This window comes from Mesorhizobium captivum, from assembly GCF_033977165.1.
Lineage (GTDB): Bacteria > Pseudomonadota > Alphaproteobacteria > Rhizobiales > Rhizobiaceae > Mesorhizobium > Mesorhizobium captivum.
Genome location: NZ_JAVIJB010000005.1, coordinates 93,586 through 112,722 on the forward strand (window position 1 = coordinate 93,586; position 19,137 = coordinate 112,722).

General features: G+C 63.0%; 25 protein-coding genes and 1 pseudogene. 9 read left to right on the top strand and 17 right to left on the bottom strand.

The genetic code is table 11. The annotated features are described in order from the left end of the window. Positions 1 to 46 precede the first annotated feature (46 nt). Complete coding sequence (locus tag RFM40_RS06795) at positions 47 to 229, bottom strand: hypothetical protein (RefSeq protein ID WP_210324999.1); 183 nt, start codon at positions 227 to 229, stop codon at positions 47 to 49. A gap of 202 nt (positions 230 to 431) precedes the next feature. On the opposite strand from RFM40_RS06795, the gene RFM40_RS06800 reads away from it, so the two are divergent. The 4 genes from RFM40_RS06800 to RFM40_RS06815 all read left to right on the top strand — a co-directional run bounded on the left by RFM40_RS06800 (position 432) and on the right by RFM40_RS06815 (position 2,985). After that, positions 432 to 581, top strand: coding sequence for a hypothetical protein (locus RFM40_RS06800; RefSeq protein WP_095770090.1), 150 nt, complete (start codon positions 432 to 434; stop codon positions 579 to 581). A gap of 97 nt (positions 582 to 678) precedes the next feature. Then, on the top strand, positions 679 to 936 hold the full coding sequence (locus tag RFM40_RS06805) for a metal-sensing transcriptional repressor (protein WP_320225773.1): 258 nt from the start codon (positions 679 to 681) through the stop codon (positions 934 to 936). A gap of 7 nt (positions 937 to 943) precedes the next feature. After that, on the top strand, positions 944 to 2,272 hold the full coding sequence (locus tag RFM40_RS06810) for a cation diffusion facilitator family transporter (RefSeq protein WP_320225774.1): 1,329 nt from the start codon (positions 944 to 946) through the stop codon (positions 2,270 to 2,272). Continuing rightward, positions 2,269 to 2,985 (top strand): nickel/cobalt transporter, encoded by a 717-nt coding sequence (locus RFM40_RS06815; protein ID WP_320225775.1) that lies wholly within the window; start codon positions 2,269 to 2,271, stop codon positions 2,983 to 2,985. Before RFM40_RS06810 ends, RFM40_RS06815 begins: the two co-directional genes overlap by 4 nt. A gap of 86 nt (positions 2,986 to 3,071) precedes the next feature. Here RFM40_RS06815 and RFM40_RS06820 read toward each other — a convergent pair whose 3' ends face one another. Both RFM40_RS06820 and RFM40_RS06825 read right to left on the bottom strand, forming a co-directional pair. Then, positions 3,072 to 4,244, bottom strand: a complete 1,173-nt coding sequence (locus tag RFM40_RS06820) for an MFS transporter (RefSeq protein ID WP_320225888.1) — start codon at positions 4,242 to 4,244, stop codon at positions 3,072 to 3,074. 90 nt (positions 4,245 to 4,334) lie between these two features. After that, complete coding sequence (locus tag RFM40_RS06825) at positions 4,335 to 5,234, bottom strand: DUF1259 domain-containing protein (RefSeq protein ID WP_320225776.1); 900 nt, start codon at positions 5,232 to 5,234, stop codon at positions 4,335 to 4,337. Between the two features lie 325 nt (positions 5,235 to 5,559). On the opposite strand from RFM40_RS06825, the gene RFM40_RS06830 reads away from it, so the two are divergent. Continuing rightward, a complete protein-coding gene (locus RFM40_RS06830) occupies positions 5,560 to 5,832 on the top strand; it encodes a PilZ domain-containing protein (protein ID WP_320225777.1) in 273 nt (90 codons plus the stop codon). Positions 5,833 to 5,886: 54 nt separating this feature from the next. On the opposite strand, the gene RFM40_RS06835 is transcribed toward RFM40_RS06830, so the two are convergent. The 8 genes and pseudogenes from RFM40_RS06835 to RFM40_RS06870 form a co-directional block, all read right to left on the bottom strand. Next, entirely contained in the window at positions 5,887 to 6,360 is a 474-nt protein-coding gene (locus RFM40_RS06835; protein WP_320225778.1) for a methyltransferase family protein, read from the bottom strand. A 493-nt stretch (positions 6,361 to 6,853) separates the two neighbouring features. Beyond that, positions 6,854 to 7,087 (bottom strand): hypothetical protein, encoded by a 234-nt coding sequence (locus RFM40_RS06840; protein WP_320225779.1) that lies wholly within the window; start codon positions 7,085 to 7,087, stop codon positions 6,854 to 6,856. A gap of 84 nt (positions 7,088 to 7,171) precedes the next feature. Further along, complete coding sequence (locus RFM40_RS06845) at positions 7,172 to 7,585, bottom strand: MAPEG family protein (RefSeq protein WP_320225780.1); 414 nt, start codon at positions 7,583 to 7,585, stop codon at positions 7,172 to 7,174. 46 nt (positions 7,586 to 7,631) lie between these two features. Then, the gene (locus RFM40_RS06850) at positions 7,632 to 8,120 is read right to left on the bottom strand and encodes an SRPBCC family protein (RefSeq protein WP_320225781.1); all 489 of its coding nucleotides are present in this window, start codon (positions 8,118 to 8,120) and stop codon (positions 7,632 to 7,634) included. Further along, complete coding sequence (locus tag RFM40_RS06855) at positions 8,117 to 8,434, bottom strand: ArsR/SmtB family transcription factor (RefSeq protein WP_189521267.1); 318 nt, start codon at positions 8,432 to 8,434, stop codon at positions 8,117 to 8,119. Before RFM40_RS06855 ends, RFM40_RS06850 begins: the two co-directional genes overlap by 4 nt. A 79-nt stretch (positions 8,435 to 8,513) precedes the next feature. After that, positions 8,514 to 8,897: a VOC family protein gene (locus RFM40_RS06860; protein ID WP_320225782.1), complete on the bottom strand. Its 384-nt coding sequence runs from the start codon at positions 8,895 to 8,897 to the stop codon at positions 8,514 to 8,516. Positions 8,898 to 8,910: 13 nt separating this feature from the next. Continuing rightward, positions 8,911 to 9,093, bottom strand: a pseudogene (locus RFM40_RS06865) (chromate transporter); the annotation flags it as partial. A gap of 37 nt (positions 9,094 to 9,130) precedes the next feature. Beyond that, the gene (locus RFM40_RS06870; protein ID WP_320225783.1) at positions 9,131 to 9,400 is read right to left on the bottom strand and encodes a PadR family transcriptional regulator; all 270 of its coding nucleotides are present in this window, start codon (positions 9,398 to 9,400) and stop codon (positions 9,131 to 9,133) included. Positions 9,401 to 9,443: 43 nt separating this feature from the next. Between RFM40_RS06870 and RFM40_RS06875 the strand changes: the two genes are divergently transcribed. Then, a complete protein-coding gene (locus RFM40_RS06875; protein WP_126100935.1) occupies positions 9,444 to 9,653 on the top strand; it encodes a hypothetical protein in 210 nt (69 codons plus the stop codon). A 193-nt stretch (positions 9,654 to 9,846) separates the two neighbouring features. On the opposite strand, the gene RFM40_RS06880 is transcribed toward RFM40_RS06875, so the two are convergent. From RFM40_RS06880 to RFM40_RS06890, 3 genes are all read right to left on the bottom strand, one after another. Next, positions 9,847 to 10,170 carry a DUF2934 domain-containing protein gene (locus RFM40_RS06880; RefSeq protein WP_320220344.1) on the bottom strand — a complete coding sequence of 108 codons (324 nt, stop codon included), beginning with the start codon at positions 10,168 to 10,170 and terminating at the stop codon, positions 9,847 to 9,849. 92 nt (positions 10,171 to 10,262) lie between these two features. Next, complete coding sequence (locus RFM40_RS06885) at positions 10,263 to 12,701, bottom strand: GcvT family protein (protein ID WP_320225784.1); 2,439 nt, start codon at positions 12,699 to 12,701, stop codon at positions 10,263 to 10,265. Positions 12,702 to 12,951: 250 nt separating this feature from the next. Then, the gene (locus tag RFM40_RS06890; RefSeq protein WP_320225785.1) at positions 12,952 to 13,518 is read right to left on the bottom strand and encodes a TetR/AcrR family transcriptional regulator; all 567 of its coding nucleotides are present in this window, start codon (positions 13,516 to 13,518) and stop codon (positions 12,952 to 12,954) included. A gap of 101 nt (positions 13,519 to 13,619) precedes the next feature. Between RFM40_RS06890 and RFM40_RS06895 the strand changes: the two genes are divergently transcribed. Next, positions 13,620 to 14,435, top strand: coding sequence for an oxidoreductase (locus tag RFM40_RS06895; protein WP_320225786.1), 816 nt, complete (start codon positions 13,620 to 13,622; stop codon positions 14,433 to 14,435). 83 nt (positions 14,436 to 14,518) lie between these two features. Beyond that, the gene (locus RFM40_RS06900; RefSeq protein ID WP_320225889.1) at positions 14,519 to 15,520 is read left to right on the top strand and encodes an NADP-dependent oxidoreductase; all 1,002 of its coding nucleotides are present in this window, start codon (positions 14,519 to 14,521) and stop codon (positions 15,518 to 15,520) included. Positions 15,521 to 15,612: 92 nt separating this feature from the next. On the opposite strand, the gene RFM40_RS06905 is transcribed toward RFM40_RS06900, so the two are convergent. The 3 genes from RFM40_RS06905 to RFM40_RS06915 all read right to left on the bottom strand — a co-directional run bounded on the left by RFM40_RS06905 (position 15,613) and on the right by RFM40_RS06915 (position 18,504). After that, entirely contained in the window at positions 15,613 to 16,611 is a 999-nt protein-coding gene (locus RFM40_RS06905) for a L,D-transpeptidase family protein (RefSeq protein ID WP_320225787.1), read from the bottom strand. Between the two features lie 542 nt (positions 16,612 to 17,153). Continuing rightward, positions 17,154 to 17,447: a GYD domain-containing protein gene (locus RFM40_RS06910; protein WP_320225788.1), complete on the bottom strand. Its 294-nt coding sequence runs from the start codon at positions 17,445 to 17,447 to the stop codon at positions 17,154 to 17,156. Between the two features lie 169 nt (positions 17,448 to 17,616). Further along, complete coding sequence (locus RFM40_RS06915; RefSeq protein WP_320225789.1) at positions 17,617 to 18,504, bottom strand: transcriptional regulator GcvA; 888 nt, start codon at positions 18,502 to 18,504, stop codon at positions 17,617 to 17,619. A 121-nt stretch (positions 18,505 to 18,625) separates the two neighbouring features. Between RFM40_RS06915 and RFM40_RS06920 the strand changes: the two genes are divergently transcribed. Then, positions 18,626 to 19,111: a VOC family protein gene (locus tag RFM40_RS06920; protein ID WP_320225790.1), complete on the top strand. Its 486-nt coding sequence runs from the start codon at positions 18,626 to 18,628 to the stop codon at positions 19,109 to 19,111. Positions 19,112 to 19,137 lie beyond the last annotated feature (26 nt).

Below are 19,137 nucleotides of genomic sequence, written 5' to 3' on the forward strand. Positions count from 1 at the left end.
TTGTATGGTGGTTCGTTTCGGCCTGTCGGAATTTGACATTCGACCTCTACGCGCAGTCCTTCAGTTCGACCACCTCGACGCCGAGGCGGAAGGCCTGGCCATCGGCGTAGGAGCGCGCATATTGCTCGGCTTCGAAGGGGAAGGTCAGCGTGGTGCCGTAGGCGGTGACGCGCACCGTCCACTTCTGGCCCTTTACGAGTTCGACACCGTGAAGCTTCGCCGTCACCATCTCACCCTCCAGTCCGGCATGCTCGCGAAACACCATAACGCTGCGGAAGTCATTTGAGTACAAATAATCCGACCGAATTGTGTCGCTGCCGCGTCGATTCCGACATTCGGCCCTTCCCGTCCGTGAAATGGATCACGTTCGGCCTGCCGGAACCCGGACGGCTCCAGCGGGTTAGAGCTATGAAATCGCACAGGAGGCCGCCATGATCCGCAAGCTGAAATCCGGCGAATATCGCCTGTATTCGCGCAAAGTCGACCCCAGGACCGGCAAACGCCGGAACCTCGGCACCTTCAAGTCGCGCGAGGCGGCCGAGAAGCACGAGCGCGAGGTTCAGTACTTCAAGCGGCACTAGCCGGTCTGGGCGGATCGCCCGAACGAGTACCTAAATTCCATTCGCAAAGGAGGGCTTGTCGATTGCCATATCCTACCCTGGGGGATAGGATAGCGGCATGACGATACACAGCTCTCACCCCGACATCATCGCCAGGCTGAGGCGCGCGCATGGCCATCTGGCCGCCGTGCTCGCCATGTTCGAGCAGGGGCGCTCCTGTCTCGACCTCGCGCAACAGCTTCATGCCGTCGAGAGCGCCGTCGGCAATGCCAAGCGCGAGCTGATCCACGACCACATGGAGCATTGCCTGGTCGAAGGCGGCGAGCCGACCAGGGACACGCTCAAGGAGCTGAAGCAGCTCACCAAATATCTGTGAGGCCGCCATGCGGGAAAAGATTCTGGACTGGTTCGGGTTCGGGCGGCATGGCCACGACCACGGTGGGCATGGGCACGACCATCACGGTCCGCATGGTCATACGCATGGCGTGATCGACGCCACGATCGCCACCACCGATCGCGGCATCTGGGCGATCAAGTGGTCGTTCGTCATCCTGGCGGTCACGGCCGCATTGCAGGTTGCCGTCGTCGTGTTCTCGGGCAGCGTGGCGCTGCTTGCCGACACCATCCACAATGTCGCCGACGCGACCACCGCCGTACCGCTTTGGATCGCCTTCGTGCTGGCGCGCCGCAAGCCGACCCGGACCTTTACCTACGGCCTCGGCCGGGTGGAGGATTTGGCCGGCATCGTCATCGTGCTCATCATCCTGGCGAGCGCGCTGGTCGCCGGATATGAGGCGATAGACCGCCTGCTCAATCCCCGGCCGGTGCAGTTCCTCGGCTGGCTCGCGGCTGCCGGCGTCGTCGGCTTCCTCGGCAACGAGGCGGTGGCCGTGTTCCGCATCCGCGTCGGCCGTGAGATCAACAGCGCCGCGCTGATCGCCGACGGGTATCACGCCCGCACCGACGGATTGACCAGCCTCGCCGTCGTCGTGGGCGCGGCCGGCGTCTGGCTCGGCTTTCCGCTGGCGGACCCGATCATCGGTCTGCTCATCACCGTCGCCATCTTCGGCATCGTCTGGCAGTCGGCGCGCTCGGTGACGACCCGCATGCTGGATGGGGTGGAGCCCGGATTGGTCGACGAGATCCATCACGCTGCCGAACATGTCGTGGGCATCGAGAAGGTGGCCGAGGCGAAGGCCCGCTGGCTCGGCCACAAGCTGCATGTCGACGTGGCGATCGCCGTCAATGACGGGCTGCTGCTCGCCGCCGCGAACAACATCGCCGCATCGCTGAAAGCCGAGCTCTTTGCCCACATCCCCGCGCTCGACGTCGCCACGGTCCGCTTCGCCGAGCCTCAGGCCGAAGGTGCCAACCATCATGCACCTGACCCGTTCCTGGTATCGGGCAAGCTGGCGAGCGGGCTGCTGGAGATAATCGACACGCCGCAGGGCGAGCGCATGCGTTTGCGCCTGTCGCGCCACGCCGAGGGCCTGCAGGCGAACGTTGCCATCGAGCGGCCGGGCGGGGCGTTCGAGCGCCTGCCGCTGTCGCCGGTCGGCGGCGACCATCACTATCTGCAGAGCCTGGTCGCCCCGGCCGAGCCGCACGAGTTCAGCGCCAGGCTGCAGCTCGCGGCCGGCGCCGACAGCGAGGATCTGCCCTTCGCCATGAGCGAGCCGGAAGGCCATCACCACGAGCACGTGCATGGATGATACAAGCGCTCTTTGACTACCAGCGCGAAATCTACCTGTCGGTTGCACAGCATCTCAAATCGTTTGCCGCCGATGGCAGCTGGCTCGCCCTTTTTATGGTGCTGCCTATGGGGGTAGTGTTTGGCGCCGCTCATGCGCTGACGCCGGGCCACAGCAAGACACTGCTTGCAGCCTATATCACCGGCTCGCAAGTGAAGCTGTCGCGCGGATTGCTGGTATCGCTGGCGCTTTCCCTCACGCATATCGCGCTTGCCGTCCTGATTGCGGTGCTGGCGCTGCCGGTGGTCTCGATCGCGCTGGGCAGCGCCGGCCGTGCTCCGGCGCTGGAAGCTCTCAGCCGTGGGCTGCTCGGGCTCGTGGGCGCTTGGATGATCTGGCGTGCGCTGCGTGGCCGTCGCCAACATCATGCTCATGAAGGCGAAGCGGTTGGCGTCATGGCTGGGCTCATCCCGTGTCCGTTGACGCTTTTCGTGATGACTTTCGCGATAGCGCGCGGAGTGCCGTGGGCGGGTATCGTCTTCGCGATGGCCATGATGGCCGGTGTGGCGATTACCCTTGGGATCGTCGTTGGCTTGGCGGTTCTCTTTCGCAGCGGCTCCGCCATCATTCTTGAGCGCTTCGGTTCTAATACTGCGCGCATCTCAACGCTGTTGGAGATCGGAACAGGAATGATCCTGATCGGTGCCGCGGTGCGCCAGTTCTTGGTTGCTTGAGGCGGCTGTCTTTTTGCAGTTTAGAGGTCTGCTCCGCACCGGCCGAAGTCGGAGTGATTGCTGCCTTCCTGCAGACAGGTGCAACCTCATCGCTCTTCGGGCGGCTTGATGTGGCGGAAGGCCCAAAGCAATGCCAGGTCGTAGAGGATCTTGAGGGCGCCGCAGATCACGAGCGGCCAGGCTTCGAGCCCCGCGGCAAATAGCGCGCCGGCAATGGCGGGGCTCGCGGCAGCCGTGAGGCTGCGTGGTACAGAGGTAACGCTCGCCGCCGCAGGCCGTTCCGGGGGCGTGACAACCGCCATCACATATGAGGAGCGGGTCGGCACGTCCATCTGGGAGAGTGCTGCGCGTACCAGAAGAAATGCCAGGGAGGCGTAGAGATTCGGCACCAGGGCGGCCACGATCAAGCAAATGCTCGAGGGGATGTGAGTGAACACCATCGTGTTCACTAGGCCGATGCGGCTCGACAGCCATGCGGCGACCGGAAATGAAACCGCCGACAAAACACCCGACCAGAAAAAGAACACCCCGGCAGTCGATAGTGAAAGTCCAAACTTGCTGAACAGCCACAAAGCCATGAGCGACTGCACGGCAAAGCCGCCGGCAAACGCATCGATGCTGAACAGGGCCGCGAGCTTGTAAACAATGGCACGCGACGGCCCAAGCGCTGCGGCGGGCCGGTCCTGTGGGGACGTATTCGGACCAGTTGGAATGCGCGCGTAGACAAGGCCCCCCGCCACGCCAAGAACTGCATAGAGGACAAACATTGCCTTCAGCGCCGTGCGCCGCGACATGCCGATCGTCACCAGGAAGTCGGGGCTGGTTGCGGCGAGCGCGCCAAGCGCTGCCGCCAGTGCGCCTAACAGGCTGTAGCGTGCGAACGCCTTCGTGCGGTCCGCGTCCGCGACGAGACGCGACAGGACGGCATGCTCCAGCGGAACAAAGATGCTGACGCTGCCGGAAGAGGGATTGATCGTGCCGAGGAAGGCCACGAGCAGAACGACCGCATAGGTGCTCGATCGTGCGTAAGCCAGCCCGGTTGCGATCATCAGGCCGGATGCAGCCAAAAGCAGGGTGCGCCGGTCTGCCCGCACCGCCAGGAACCCGATCCCGAGCGTCAGCAGTGCCGAACCAAGGAGTGCGACGGTGGCGACAACGCCAATCTCGAGAGGTCCAAGCCCGATTGAAGCCAGGTATACCGGCAAGAGCACCGCGGCAAAGCCATCGCCAAAGTCCCGAAAGGCCCGCGCCGCGTATATATCCGCAGCACGGCCACCTTTCCTCTGGTCCTTGACGTCGCCCGGGCCAACGGAGTTGCCTTCGGAATTTCGAAGGGACGGTGTCAAAGATCAGCTACCCGTCTTGAGGTGTACTTGATCGAGCGCCAGCTTCAGCCCTTTGGCCAACTTCCCGACGTCGTCATTCGCCCAGAAATGCATGAAGAACAGCCGGGGTTCGTCGTCGAGCATATGGTTGTGCACGGCCGTCATCTCTATCCCGCTTTCCCGCAAGGCTCTTAGCACCGGATTCACTTCGGAAGCGATCAGAACGAAGTCGCCGGTGATCGCGGCCTTGCCACCCCCGGTCGGCTGAAAGTTGATGGCAATCGCAGAGCCCATTGCGTCCGGCACTTCCATGCCGTCATCCTTGATAGTCTCCGCGCGCGGGATGCTGACCTGATAGACACCGCCATTGACCTTGCCCTTGCGGCCAAGCGCCTGGTCGATGGTCGACGTGTCGAGATCAATCGCCTTCGAAGCAGCAGTGGCGCTCGCCGGTGTGTCCGAAAGCGGCGTCGCACTCTGCTGCAAGGCCGAGTGCAGCGCAGCGGCCAACTTTTCCGGATCGCCATGCCCGAGGACGTGCATGTACATCGTCTCCGGCTGGGCCCTCTGCAGGTGATTGTGGAGCGCCGTGACCTCGATGCCGCTTTCGATCAGTTTCATCATCACCGGGCTGATCTCGGATTCGGTCAGCACGAGATCGCCCATCACCACGACGTCGTGATCGCCCATGGGCTTGAATGCGAGCCACGAGCCGAGCGCCAAAGCCGGTTTGAGCTCCACGCCGTCGAGCGTGACTTTCAGGTCCGAACGAGGCAGCCCGACCCGGTAGACGCCGCCCGATGCCTCTGTGCCGGATTTCCCGAGCGCCTGCGCTACCGCTTTCCAGTCAGGTGCAGCCAAGGAAGGCTGGGCAATTCCAAGGCAGGCTGCAAATGCGAGCCCAGCTACGATTTTTCCATGCATGATTTGCTCCTGTGCTCAGCCCCAGGTGCCCAAATGGAAAACGTCTGCCGTTCCGAAATGCCATCGCGCTCGCGCAATTGTGATAGGCACTCCGCCGGTTACGCCGCCTCATGGTCGTCGGCGCCACATCACGAAGTCCCATCGAGGTTGCCAGCAGCCTCCCGACTGCAATGCGCCTTAGGCCTGCCGGCGGTGTGCGGAAACGGGACCGGCCCGTCGGCCACGATTAGAAAACGCTAACGGAACGGAAACGCCTCGCTGCTATGGTGCGGTATCGGGGCAGGGGAGGCTGAGCCCCGCCGAGGAAGTTCGGGACAAGTATACCATGGCCACTTTTCCCCATGTCGAGCGCCGTCTTCATTCGCGAGAATTCGTGCTGAAGGAGGCCACGATCGTCACCGGCGACGCCAGCATCAGGTGCTCCGTCCGCAACCAGCATGAACATGGCGCCGAGCTGCGCGTCGGTGCGCATGTGGAGCTGCCGGACCGCTTCACGCTCATTGTTCCCGACGACGATGCCGTCTATCGCGCCGTGGTGCGGTGGCGGCGCAACGAGCGCGTCGGCGTGCAGGTCTATAGCAACTCGATGAAGGGCTGACGTCCAACTCGCTGTCGACTCCCGATCACAGGGATCAGGCGAGCCGCACTGCATTCAAAGATAGCGGCGCACGCTTGCCTTGTAGCTGCGGTAGGGCTCGCCGAACTTGCGCTCCAGATAGGCTTCCTCGCGCAGCACCACGCCGGAATGCAGGATGAGGGAGACCGAGACGAGGGCAAGCACGCTCCACCAGGTGTCGAAGATGAGCCCGATCCCCAGGAGCAGGCCCATCAGGCCGATGTAGAGCGGGTTGCGGGTGAAGCGGAACGGGCCGCCGGTGACGATGGCCAGCGTCGGCTTCGTCGGATCAATATTGGTGCCGCCGCGCTGCATCGTCATGCGTCCCCAGGCGATGACGGCAATCGCGAGCGCCGCAAGCACGATGCCCAGCACCATGGTCAGCGGCCTGCCGCCGATCGTGAGCGGCCAGACATAGCGCAGCGCCAGCATCAGGATCAGCGCCACGAGGAACAGCAGCGGCGGGAACACCGCGACGCCGGGATTGTCCTTCTCGTCGTTAATGGCCATTTCCGCCAGCCCAACTAGGCGCTATTGCCGCGAGCCACTATGCATCCGCACGGCCCACGCGGCAATTGGGAGGCGGTAATGGGGGTCAGTTTGAAATTTGGAGCTTCGTCGCTTCGTCGGAGATTCGCAAAGCTTCATCCGGTCGTCATAATCGTGCCGCATATTAGCGATGCCGAATACGTTGATCCGATCGGCTCCAGCAAGACCTCCTGCCCGGTTTCGACCGGGCTTTTTTCTAGCTCTTAGCGGTCTCCAGCCTGGATCGTATGGAGCCGATGGCGTTTACGATGGCCTCGGCGGCTTGTCGGTCCAACGCAATGTCCAATAGACCTTCCGTTGTCAGGATCGAGAGGATGCCTATGTGCCCCCTCTCGTCCTTGACTGTGTCGACTTGGATTTCGGTTGGCACGAAAGGGGGCGCCTTGTCCCTGCGATTCATCGTCCACCTATGTTGACGGGGGACGGACGACAATCGCGCAAACTAATCACGCGTTCAAGCGGGCCCAGGTTGTATCCGTGCCAGCCGATGTCGGCAGCCCGCTGACAGCTTGAGATGCGAGCGCAGGAGCTGCTCGATCATGTCATAGGCGTTTTGGCTCAGCCTGTGCTGCGCGATCTCGGCGATCACCGCATGGCCTTCCTGGCCCCAGGCCAGCGCCCGGCCGCACATCGCCCCGCCGATCAACATCGTCGCCAGGCAGGAAACCGCCGCCGCTTTCCAGTTCAACGCCTCGCCTCCTCAAGGTTCGACCCTGGAAAGTACAATGCAGGCGGGTGTCACAAACAAGTGCCCAGTCGAAGAGCTGCGGCATCAGACGGCAGCGGCCCACCCGGTCACAACGATGAGGGCAAGCGTGACCAGCGCTCCGGAGACGTAGAGGATCGTCCTTATGCTGCCTCCCTTGGCCGCATTGCCGCCACGCAGGTAGATCGCCAAATGAACGAGGCGTATCGCCAGGTGAAGCCAGACGAGCGTCGCCAAGGTGGCCGGCCCGACGCCAACCATCATCGCGAGCACCGCCGGCACGACAAAAGGCGCCAGCGCTTCGACCGAATTCATGTGCACGCGGTCGATCCTGTAGAGCCGGTTGTCGTCGTCCGCAGGGATCACCGGCCCTGAAAGCATTCCGGCGAACCCCTTGGATGAGCCCGAATAGACCGCCAGCATCACGGACAGGAGGCAGAGCGCGAGCACGCCGAGGATGCTGAGCCAATAGGCTTCCATCTTGTCCTCGCTCCGTGATGCGATGCCCTAAACCGCGGCGCGACGGTCAGGCTGCCTTACCGGGAAAAAGGTCGTGGAAGCGCTGCAGGTACAGCGGCCAGCCCTGATCGCTGTCGACGCCACTGCGCACGCCTTCCCAGCCTTCGCCATGCCGTTCGAGATTCCGGTGCTCGATCTCGACCCGGGTTCGGTTCTCCGTCTCGGCCGTGAACCGGACTTCCCATTCGCTGGTCTTGTTCGGGTCGGTCTCGATCTGCCATCGCGGGCTGATGTCCCAGCTCAGAACCAACCGGTCGGGCGGATCGTAAGCCAACACCCGGGCCCACCGGCATTCGCTGCCGTCCACGCCGCGGTCGTACACGTGACCTCCGACCCGGGGCTCGAAGATCGTCTCCGCGATCGGCACGGCGAGAAGATTGTGCTCGCGGGGTTTGAAGCTGCCGAAGTCCTCAGTGAAGACCTTGAAGGCGCGCGCAATCGGTGCCTCGACAACGACGGAGTGCCTTACGGGCGCGGGTGCAGGTTGCTTGCTCATGCCTGGTCCTCCGTTGGTTGCTCGACGGCCAGTTTGTAGCCGGCCAAGGTCTTGCTCCAGAACCGGTCGATTTCCGCGCGCAGGCTCGCCAGCCCGTCCGGATCGATCCGGTAGATGCGTTCCTTGCCGGAGCGCGTGTCGGCCACGAGCCCGGCGTCCTTCAGGACCTTCAAGTGCTGAGAGACCGCCGGCCGGGTTACAGGCAGCGCACGAGCGAGTCCGCTGACCGAACAAGGCTGTTCGACCAGCAGTTCGAAGATCGTGCGCCTCGTCGGATCTCCGAGCGCTGTCCAGTAGTTCGCGTTAGTCGTCACTAACGCGAACTTAGAGTGATGTGCCCGCCCTGTCAACTTGGGGTGGCCGACACTCCGCAAATCTTGGCCGGCCGGGACCCTATTTGGCCGGCGGCTCAAACAGCTCGATCGGATTGCCGGCGGGGTCGTCGAGCAGGATCTGCTTGCCGCCTATCCCGGCCACGATATCGTTGCGGAACCTGGCGCCGAAGGTCTTCAGGCGGGTGACTTCGTCCTCGATCTTCGCAACTTCGATCTGGATCCGGTTCCAGCCGCTGGGTTCCGGTTTGCGGCCATCCGGCATCGGCTGCGATGCGCCGCCCGGTCCGGTCGTCGCGTTGATGAGCAGCCGAAGGTCGCCCTTGTCCAGCATCGCGAAGCTCGGCGCCGGATGCATGGCGACGGAGAAACCGAGAGCCTCGGTGTAGAACGCGATTGCCGCGTCCACATCATCGACGATGTAGCGAACATTCACTGTTGTCATGGCATTGCTCCTTTCAAAAAAGGATCGCGCTCGCCGCCGCCAGCGAAACGACAACGATCCACGGGGGTGCCGTCCAGACGGTGAGCAGGAGAAAGCCCGCAAGCGCCAGCGCGAAGTCGCGTGGCGCGAGGATGCCGCTTGTCCAGACGGGGCTGTAGAGCGCTGCGCCGAGAATTCCGACGACGGCCAACGCTGCGAGCAGCTCCCAGGCCGCGCCGACCCGGGGCGCGGATTCAGCCATTGCTGCGTCCTGACACGACTTCACGAAACAGCTCCCTGATTTTGTCCTGCGCGGCCGCCAGGCCTTCGTGGCCATAGGGCGTGGCGTTGTAGAGGCGGCGTTGCGACCGGCCGGTCCGCTCGATGCGGGATTCGAGATAGCCCTTGCGCTCCATGGCGTGCAGCATCGGATAGAGCGTGCCGGGGCTGACGCGATAGCCGTGGCGCGCCAGCTCCTCGATCATCCATTGCCCGTAGAGTTCGCCTTCGGCCGCATGATGCAACCGCGAAACGGCGGATGCGTTGGATCAGCGAAGGAGCACTCACATGGCCAGCGAAGACGACAGGAACCCGCGCCACCACACACGCAATATGCAGGCCCGCCTGCAGGAGACGATGGATCATCTGCGCGCCGATATCCTCAAAGTGGACGAACCTCAGCTCAAGGCAATGTTCGAAACCGCCGCCGAAGTGCTGGGTGGGCTGAAAAAGGCATTCAGCGACTACGAAAAGAAAAACGAGGCGGCCTGGCGATAGGCGGCGACGGCCGGCCGACTGTCCCGCAGCAGCCGCCTTTGGCGGGCGCGATCCTCGCCGACAATTGGCGCAACGGTCCTGATCACGGCCAATGCGACCCGCATGCCGACAGGGCGGCCGCGCGCCGCCCGCGCTTGCCCGGTGGATAAGCGTCAGGGCCGGCCCCCCGACCGGTCGCGTTGCGGTTCCGAACCTACAGCCCCTTCCGCGCCTTAAGGCTCCGCGCTGCCTGCTCGATCGCGGCGCGGTCGTTGCCCAGCCTGTCGAGCAACTCCTGCGCTTCTTCGCCCGATATGCCGGTGCGCATCGCGAGCGCCTCGACCGTCAGCACATCCGCGCTGTCGATCTCGCGCGTCTCAGGCAGCGCATCGTCCGCAGTCAGCGGCAGGGCCGCCTCGCGGTCGATTTCCATCTCGGCCTGATGCCAATGCCGCTCGTGATTGCCGAGGATACCGCCCTCGCGTTGAAAGATCTCATAGGCGCGCTGCCTGATCTTCTCGGTCCGATCGTCGTCCATCGCAATTTTCCTCCGTGCCTTCAACGCAGGGCAGGGCAGAATGATCCAAGCCAGCGCGAAGATGACCGGGCCGACTGCGCTCGATGGGCCGCCTACATCCGCGCCCTGGCCGAGGTGGGATCGTAGGGCGAATCCGCGATCACTTCGGCGACCTTCCATTCGCCCAGAATGGCTACGTCGAGCTTCGTGCCGGGCTTGCTAAGACGCTCCGGCAACAGCGCCAGCGCCACATCATGTCCGAGCGCATAGCCGTATCCGCCCGACGTGATGCGCCCGACCAACTCGCCATCGATGTAGAGCCCCTCGGACGCAAGCGTGCTGGCGCCGTCGGTTTCGATCTTGAGCGTCACCGAGCGGCGCTGGTCGCCCCGCGCCTTGTATTTCAGCACCGCGTCGCGCCCGACGAAATCGCCCTTGTCGAGGCGGATGAAACGTTCGAGCCCGCTCTCCAGCGCATTGAGCTCGGGATTCATGTCGCGATACATCGCGCGATAGGATTTCTCCAGCCTGAGCGATTCCAGCGCGTGCAGCCCGACAAGCCGCATGCCGTGCTTTTCCCCCTCCTTGAGGATCGCGTCCAGCAATTGCCGCTGGTAGGCGAGGGGGTGGTAGAGCTCCCATCCCAACTCGCCCTCGTAATTCACGCGCAGCAGCCGAACGTCGCTTGCCAAAGCGACGCTGCCGGTCTTCGCGCTGAACCACGGGAAGCTTGCGTTCGAAAGCTCGATTTCCGTCAGCGGCTGCAGCACCTCGCGCGCGTTCGGCCCGACCACGGTGAAGCAGCCGCGCTCATTGGTGACATTCTTCAGGCTCACGCTGCCGTCGGCAGGAAGCAGTTTTGTGAGATCGTCGAAATTCCAGCGCTCCGCGCGCGGCGTCGAAATGAGGTAGAAGCTCTCTTCTCCGAGGCGAGCCACCATGTACTCCGCCTGCACGCCGCCTCCCGCCGTCAGATGATGCGCCAGCGTCACTTTGCCAACCCCGGGCAAGCGGTTGGCCAGAATCCTGTCGAGCCAGACTGCCGCGTTCGGCCCCGACACCTCGAACTTGGTCATCGGCGTCATCTCGACCAGCCCGACGGCGTTGCGCACCGCCTGGACTTCCTCGGCGACGAAGTTCCCCTTGGGGGTCCAGCGCCAGCTATACTGGTCCTTGGCCTCGACGCCCTTCGGCGCGAACCAGTTGGGCATCTCCCAGCCGTTGAGCACGCCCCAGACGGCGCCGAGCTCGGTCAGCCTCGCATAGGACGGCGCGGTCCTCTGCGGGCGGGCGGCGGGCATGTCCTGTCCCGGATATTTTTGCTCCGCATGCGTGCCCCAGGCCTCGCGGACCTTTTCGCGTGTCCAGGCCTTGTTGGCATAGTCGCCGAAGCGGCGCGGATCCAGATCCGACGTGTCGAGGCTGTTGCCGCCCTCGACGATCCGCTCCGACAGGTAATAGCCGATCGTGCCGCCCCACAGGATGCCACCCGGCACGCCCTCGGCCAGCCACACATTGGGCAGGCCCCAGGCCGGTCCCATCAGGGGAAGCTCGTCGGCGGTCATCTGGAACGGTCCGCGGACATTGGCCTTGATGCCCACGCGTCCCAGTGCCGGGACCAGTTGCAGAGCCTGCTCCCAGTTCCACGACACCGCCTCGAAATCCTCCTCGACGAGGTCGGCGCCGAACCAGGCGGGCACGCCGTCCTCGGCGAACAGTTTCAGGTTCGCGGTGCGCTCGTAAGGCCCGAACATCAGGCCGTCGCCTTCCTCGCGCAGATAGCCCTCAAAACCCTCGTCGCGCAGGATCGGCATTTCGGGCCGTCCCTGCTTTTTGCGCTCCATGATCTCCGGCACGGCTTCGGTGATCCAGTACTGATGCAGGATCGGGATCGCCGGGATTTCGAGGCCGAGCAACGCGCCGGTCTGGCGCGCGTAATTGCCGGTGGCTGAGATCACGTGCTCGCAGGTGATGTCGCCCCTGTTGGTCTCAACCAGCCACTCGCCCCCCGGCGTCCGCTTGAACCCGGTGACCTCGGTGTTCAGATAGACCTTGGAGCCCAGATCCCGCGCGCCTTTGGCCATGGCATGCGTCACGTCGGCAGGCGCGATGTGGCCGTCATCCGGATGATAGAGGGCGCCAAGCATGTGGTCGTTGTCGAGCAGCGGGCAGAGCTCCCTGGCCTCCGCCGGCGTCAGCAAATGCGCCCGCATGCCCTGCACGTCGGCGACGCTCATATAGCTCTTGAATTCGTCAAGCCGGTCCCTGGAATTGGCGATGCGCAACTGGCCGCATTTGTGCCAACCGACCGGCTGCCCGGTCTCGGCCTCGAGCCCTTCATATATCTCGATGGTCTTCTTGATCATTCGCCCGACATTGATGTTGCGGGCATAGGAGGGGATCAGCCCTGCGGCATGCCAGGTCGAGCCGGCTGTCAGTTGCGTGCGTTCGAGCAGCGCCACATCGGTCCAGCCGCGCTTGGCCAGGCCGTACAGGATGCCGGCGCCGACGCAGCCTCCGCCGACAATCACCACTCTCGCATGTGCTTGCATCGAACCACCAATTCCAGACCGTTTTCAATAGAGCGCCGCCGAAGCTACAGGCGACGGAAGGGCATGTAACGTTCTGAAAAACTAGGGATGACGATAAATTGGACTTATGCAGCGATCCCGCTTGGAGAGCGCGCGGCCGACGGCGTTCACTGAACGCGTCTTGTCCTTGAAGTCGTGCCCGGCTTGACGACGGCGGCGAGGTCCTCGGCGTTTCGGGTCGAACTCTCGGCCCTCCGCCATTGCCGTTCCATCACGGCTGGATCAGCGCCCGCGCCGCGTCTGCTCCTGCCGCGAGGATGCGATCCGACAATTCCGTCCCGTCTACGGCGCGGGCCAGTTGAAGGGCGCCGATGAGGGTTGCAAAGACGCCTAACGCAGTACCCTCCGGATTCTTGGTCTGCGGCGGAAGCGCCGCCGACACCTGGTTTACCAAAGTCATGAAGCGCTCGGTATAGACTTGACGTGTTTCAGATGGCTCCCGGGCAATTTCCGGCAAAAGCGCGGCGGAAGCGCAGCCTTTCTCCGGATTGTCCCGATGAGCCCCTGACAGATACGCGTCTATGGCCATCGTCAGGCCACCGGAGGCCAATGCCTCCGCGATCTGGCCTGATTGCCCCTCCAGAGCCGCCGCCACACATTCCCGGACGAGCGCCGCCTTGGATTGAAAGTGCGGATAGAAGGCACCGTTCGTCAGCCCGGCATCGCTCATGATGCTTGCGAGTCCGGTCGCGGCGATGCCGTCACCCCGAAAATGATCGGCCGCAACCTCCATGATGCGGCTGCGCGATGCGTCCTTGCGGCCCTTTTCGTAGCGCATGACTTCTCCTTTCAGGCTGGGTATTGCATTATGATCATAATTTGATATTATAAGTGTAATTCAATCATGGAAAAAAAGCTAGGCGAGTTTGGAGCATCAAAGTGAACGCAAATTTCGGAAAGACCGCCATCGTGACCGGCGCCTCCTCGGGTATTGGCCGCGCCAGCGCCGAGTCCCTGGCGCGCGCAGGGTTTACTGTCTTCGGAACAAGCCGCCGAGTGATCGGCGCCGGTCCAGGCCGGGTTACCATGCTGAGCTGCGACGTGACCGACGGTGAGTCCGTGGACACCCTCGTTTCAGCCGTTCTCGCTCAAACCGGCCGGATCGACCTTTTGGTCAACAATGCCGGTATCGGGCTACAGGCGGGCGCGGAAGAGTCGTCTATCGAGCAAGTTCAAGCGCTGTTCGACGTAAACCTGTTTGGGGTCGTGCGGATGACGAACGCCGTACTGCCGGCGGTGCGGCTGAAGGGCGGAGGGCGCATCGTCAACATCGGCTCGATCCTGGGGGTGATCCCGGCGCCATATTCCGCGCACTACTCGGCCGTCAAGCACGCCATCGAAGGGTATTCGGAATCGCTCGACCACGAGACCCGTGCCTTCAACATCCGCGTCTCCGTCATAGAGCCGGCATTCGTCCGCACCGTCTTCGACCAGAACGGGATCAAGCCGGATTGCATGATGAAAGAATATGATCAGGCCAGGGCAGGTGTCGACACGCTCCTGCGGGACGTAATGCCTAAAGCGGACCTTCCAGAGGTCGTGGCCGAGGTTGTCCTCAGAGCGGCGACAAGCGAACGACCACGCCGACGTTACACCGCGGGCAAGGCCGCGAGGCAGGTGAGTCTGCTGCGTCGCTTCGCGCCCGCCGAGGTTTTCGACAAGGCCTTGCGCAAGCAGTTCCGCTTGCCGGTCTGAGCAAGCCGGCGGCATGCCGGATGATGCCTACCCGGAACCTCAGTCTGCCGGACATCAAGAACCATTTTCAGAAAGCGCGCATGATGAAAGCCTTTGTTGTCGATAAATACGGGAAGAAGGCCGCTCTGCGGCTGGCCGATGTGCCGACGCCCGACCTGCGGGACGATGATGTCCTAGTCGAAATCCACGCGGCCGGCGTGAACCTTCTCGATGCCAAGATCCGGGACGGGGAGTTCAAACCCTTCCTGTGCTATCGCCCGCCCTTCATTCTAGGGCACGACGTTGCCGGCGTCGTCGTCCGGGTCGGTTCGAAAGTTCGCAGGTTCAAACTCGGCGACGAGGTCTATGCACGGCCGCGCGACGGCCGGATTGGCACGTTCGCCGAATTCATCGCGATCAATGAGGCTGACATTGCCTTGAAGCCAAAGAACCTCAGCATGGAGGAAGCGGCCTCAATTCCGCTCGTGGGCCTGACCGCGTGGCAGGTGCTGATCGAGAAGGCCAATCTGAAGAAAGGCCAGAAAGTTTTCATCCAGGCCGGGTCGGGCGGTGTGGGAACATTCGCTATCCAATTGGCGAAGCATCTCGGCGCGACGGTTGCGACAACCGCAAGCGCCGCGAGCACGGAACTGGTCAAGAGCCTCGGCGCCGACATCGTGGTCGACTACCGGAAAGACGACTTCGAGAACCTGCTGAAGGACTATGATGTCGTCCTCAACAGTCAGGACGCAAAAACGCTTGAAAAGTCGTTGCGTGTGCTGAAACCCGGCGGCAAGCTCATATCCATCTCCGGTCCGCCGGACCCCGAATTTGCCGGGAAGCTGGGCCTGAACATCGTGCTCAAACTGGTGATGTACGCCTTGAGCCGCAGCATCCGGAAGAAGGCTGAACGCGCCCGTGTCGAATATTCGTTTCTGTTCATGTGGGCGCAGGGCGATCTGCTGAGCAGGATCACGCGCCTCGTCGAATCCGGGATAATCCGCCCCGTGATCGATCGGATATTCTCATTCGAAGAAACAAACGATGCACTGGCTTTCGTCCAGAAGGGACATGCGAAAGGCAAGGTCGTCGTCAAGGTGAAATAGCGGTCGCGCTAGCCGGGGATCCGGACGCAAATGCATCAGCCCACCAGTGCTGGAATCTGGCGATAGCCTGGCAATTGCTCCGGCGCGAAGGTTCACTGACTTTGCCCTTCCTGCGCCGTCTCGTCCTTGAAGTCCACTTTTGTGCCCGGCTTGACCATGGCGGCGAGGTCTTCGGCGTCCCAGTTCGTCAGCCGGATGCAGCCATGCGAGAAGGTCGTGCCGATCTTGCCGGGCTCGGGGGCGCCGTGGATGCCGTAGCTTTCGATCGAGAGGTCGATCCAGACCGATCCCACCGGATTGTTCGGCCCCTTGGCGATGGTGAAGGGCCGCTTGCTCCTGACCCCCTTGAAGGCAAATTTCGGATTGTAGTGATAGGTCGGGTTGTGGACGACGCGCTTCACTTGCGCCGCACCGCTCGGCGCCGGCTTCTCCTCGCTGCCGATCGAGGCGGGATAGACCGCGAGCGCTTTGCCTGACGGATCGATCGCGCGCACCTGGCGGGACGCCTTGTCGATCTCGACGCTCCCGACGGCCGCGGGAGGATCGCCGCGGCCGATATCGGGCACCACCAGGCTCGTGTCGGCCTTCCTGAAACCGGTCTTGGGATTGAGCATTCGCAGCACTTGTTCGCTGACGTGGAAACGCTCCGCCAGTTTTTCCCGCGCATTGCGGTAGCCGAGCCGCTTCAGACGCGCCATCCGCTCCATGCGGGCCGGGATGCGCCTGGTGAAAGGCCCGCGCACATCCTTGGCCGTGACCTCGTAGTTTATCAGCACCGGCCCGGCGAAGGTCGCCGCGAGCTTGTCCCAGGTCTCGCGCGTAAGCTTGCCGTCGGACGGCAGCCCGTTCGCCGCCTGGAAGGCCGAGACGGCCTTGGCGAAATTGTCGGAAAGGCGGCCGTCGATCAGGCCGGGCGAGAAGCGGGCGCGATCCAGCAGGATCTGCGCCTTGAGCAGCATCGGATCGACGCCCTTCGGCTCGCCCTCGCTGAACTGGGCCCGATTGACCGCGTCCATGTCGAGCTTGGCGGCCTGCGACCCGCCGCAAGCGAGCGCGAGCGCCATCGCAACGACAAGAAGGAGCCTGACCATCGAGTCACTCCGGGATCGCGACAAGAGCCTCTCTCTAATGACGCGGCACGGCCGATCTGGTTCCTGTCGGCCTGCATGACGATCATCGCGAACGCGCACTTTTGGCCATATGCGATTGAATTTTAAGCTGGAAGCAGTTCCCAAGAACACGAATTGCTGGCATGCTTATATAAGGGCCTATGCATTTTCTGATTCCATGGCCCCCTATCCTGGTAACCGGCGGCTCCCCAACGCCCCCCGCCCATGCCGTCGGTTGCCCATTCCAGGACTACAAAAGCCCGGGACGGCGTGCTGGCATTGTCGACGGACCGAGTGCCAGTATCCTTCAGCGGAAGGCGCAATCGCGCAGCCTCCATATGGGTCGACACCTCCGCCGCCGAATTGCGTGGCGGTCCATTCGCTATTAGCTTACCGGCGCCTAGTCGAAATCCGATCGGAGACGCGGATGATGTGGCGTGACGAGACATAACCAGAAACGGTAGGCGCCGAGCACCCAACTCGGCGCCAGCCTTAGTCGCTCGCGCACGTCGGTAAAGTAGCGGTCAGGCCATCTTTGCCAATATCTTGGTCATATCTGCCGAGTCGAACGCCCTCAGCGTCTCAGTTCTGATGTTGCCCATTGATGCGGCTGATAAGCCTAATGCGGTCGCAGCAATGTCGTCCTCTGCTTCGGCAACCACCACGACGTCATACTTACCCTGCGTCCACAAAAGAGTGTGAATCTTGACCCCGCTTTTGCTGGCCATCGCCTTGAAGGCCTCGGCACGCTTCTGAGTATCCTTTACGGTCCTGATACCTTGGTCGGTGAAATTCGACAGCAATACGTAATGAGCCATTGGTTTCCTCCCATAAGGGAAACGCGGGGCGCTCACGGCGCGTCCGCCGTTCCCGGAACCACAATAGCACGAGCCCGCCCTGCAAAGAAGCGGTTGCTAATATATCGGCGTGAAGGCGCGCTGGAAGGCAGCACACGCGCGCAAGGCGGCGTGTAGACGATCGCTGAACTCAGCCCGGCTCAATCTCCGAAAACAGCCAATCCCGAAACGCCTTGACCTTGCGCTGGCGGATCGCCTCCGGCGGATAGACGAGATAGAAGCTGGAGACGGCCTTCAGCGCATGGTCGAAAGGCCGGACCAGCCTGCCGGTGGCGAGGTCGGCCGAAACGAGCATGCTGCGGCTAAGCACCACGCCTTCGCCCTGCACGGCCGACTCCACCGCGAAAGTGGCGGAATCGAAGGTGAGCCCGCTGTTCGGGTCGATGCCTTCGACGCCGGCGCTGGCAAGCCACGCCGCCCAGTCGATGCGGTAGCCGTCGCGGATCAGCGTGTGATGCTTGAGGTCCTCGGGCGTCTTGAGCGGATGCGGGCCCTCCAGCAGCTTCGGGCTGCAGACGGGAAACACCTCCTCGCCGGTGAGGAACTCGGAGGTCAGTCCATGATAGTTCCCGGCGCCGTAGCGGATGGCGACGTCGATGCCGTCGCCGCGAAAGTTGGTAAGCTTGCCGGTGGTCGAGACGCGCACGTCGATGTCGCCATGCGCGCGGTGGAAGCGGTAGAGCCTGGGCACCAGCCATTTCCCGGCAAAACCGTCGGACGTGCTGACATTCAAAGTCGAGCCTGAAAGGCGGGACGTAGCCTCCTGGGTCGCCAGCGTGAGCTGGTCGAGCGCCTCGCGCACCGCCCGCGCATAGGGCTCGCCGACCGCGGTCAGGCGCACCGAGCGCGTCGCGCGTTCGAAGAGCTGCACGCCGAGCTGGTCCTCGAGATGTTTTACCGCGCGGCTAATGGCGCCATGCGTGACGTTGAGCTCGTCCGCCGCCCTGGAGAAATTCAGGTGCCGGGCGGCGGCCTCGAAGGCCGGCAATGTGTTGAGCGGCGGCAGTCTGCGGGCCATGGCGTGAAATTCTATTTGTGAGATTTGGTAACAAATACTTGCCAAATTTTGGTTTGTCTATTGCGCATTTTCCAGCCAAAAGTCCTCACAGGATTTGTGATTAAAACTCAACGAGGACGCCATGGCTACCATCCGCCCCTTCCTCTGGTTCAACCTCAACGCCGAAGAGGCCCGCGACTTCTATCTGTCCGTCTTCAGGAATGGCCGGGCGCTTGGGTCGATCGAGTTCACCGACTTCGTCGGCGGCACCAACAGGGCCGTGCCGCACGCGATCTTTGACTTCGAGCTCGAAGGCCAGCGCTTCACCGCGCTCAACGCCGGCTCGATGCCGCCCTTCAACGAAAGGATCTCGCTCTACATCGAGACGAAGGACCAGGCCGAGACCGACTATTACTGGAATGCGCTGACGGCAGGCGGCGGCTCGGAAAAGCCCTGCGGCTGGCTGACGGACAAGTTCGGCGTCTACTGGCAGGTCATTCCCGAGCCGGCGCTGCGCCTGATGAGCGACCCGGACCGCGAGAAGGCCGACCGGGCGCGGCAGGCGATGTACAGGATGAGCAGGATCATCCTCGCCGATCTCGAATCGGCCCACGCCGGCCGCGCGTAATTTTCAACCCATTGCTGGAAGACGGA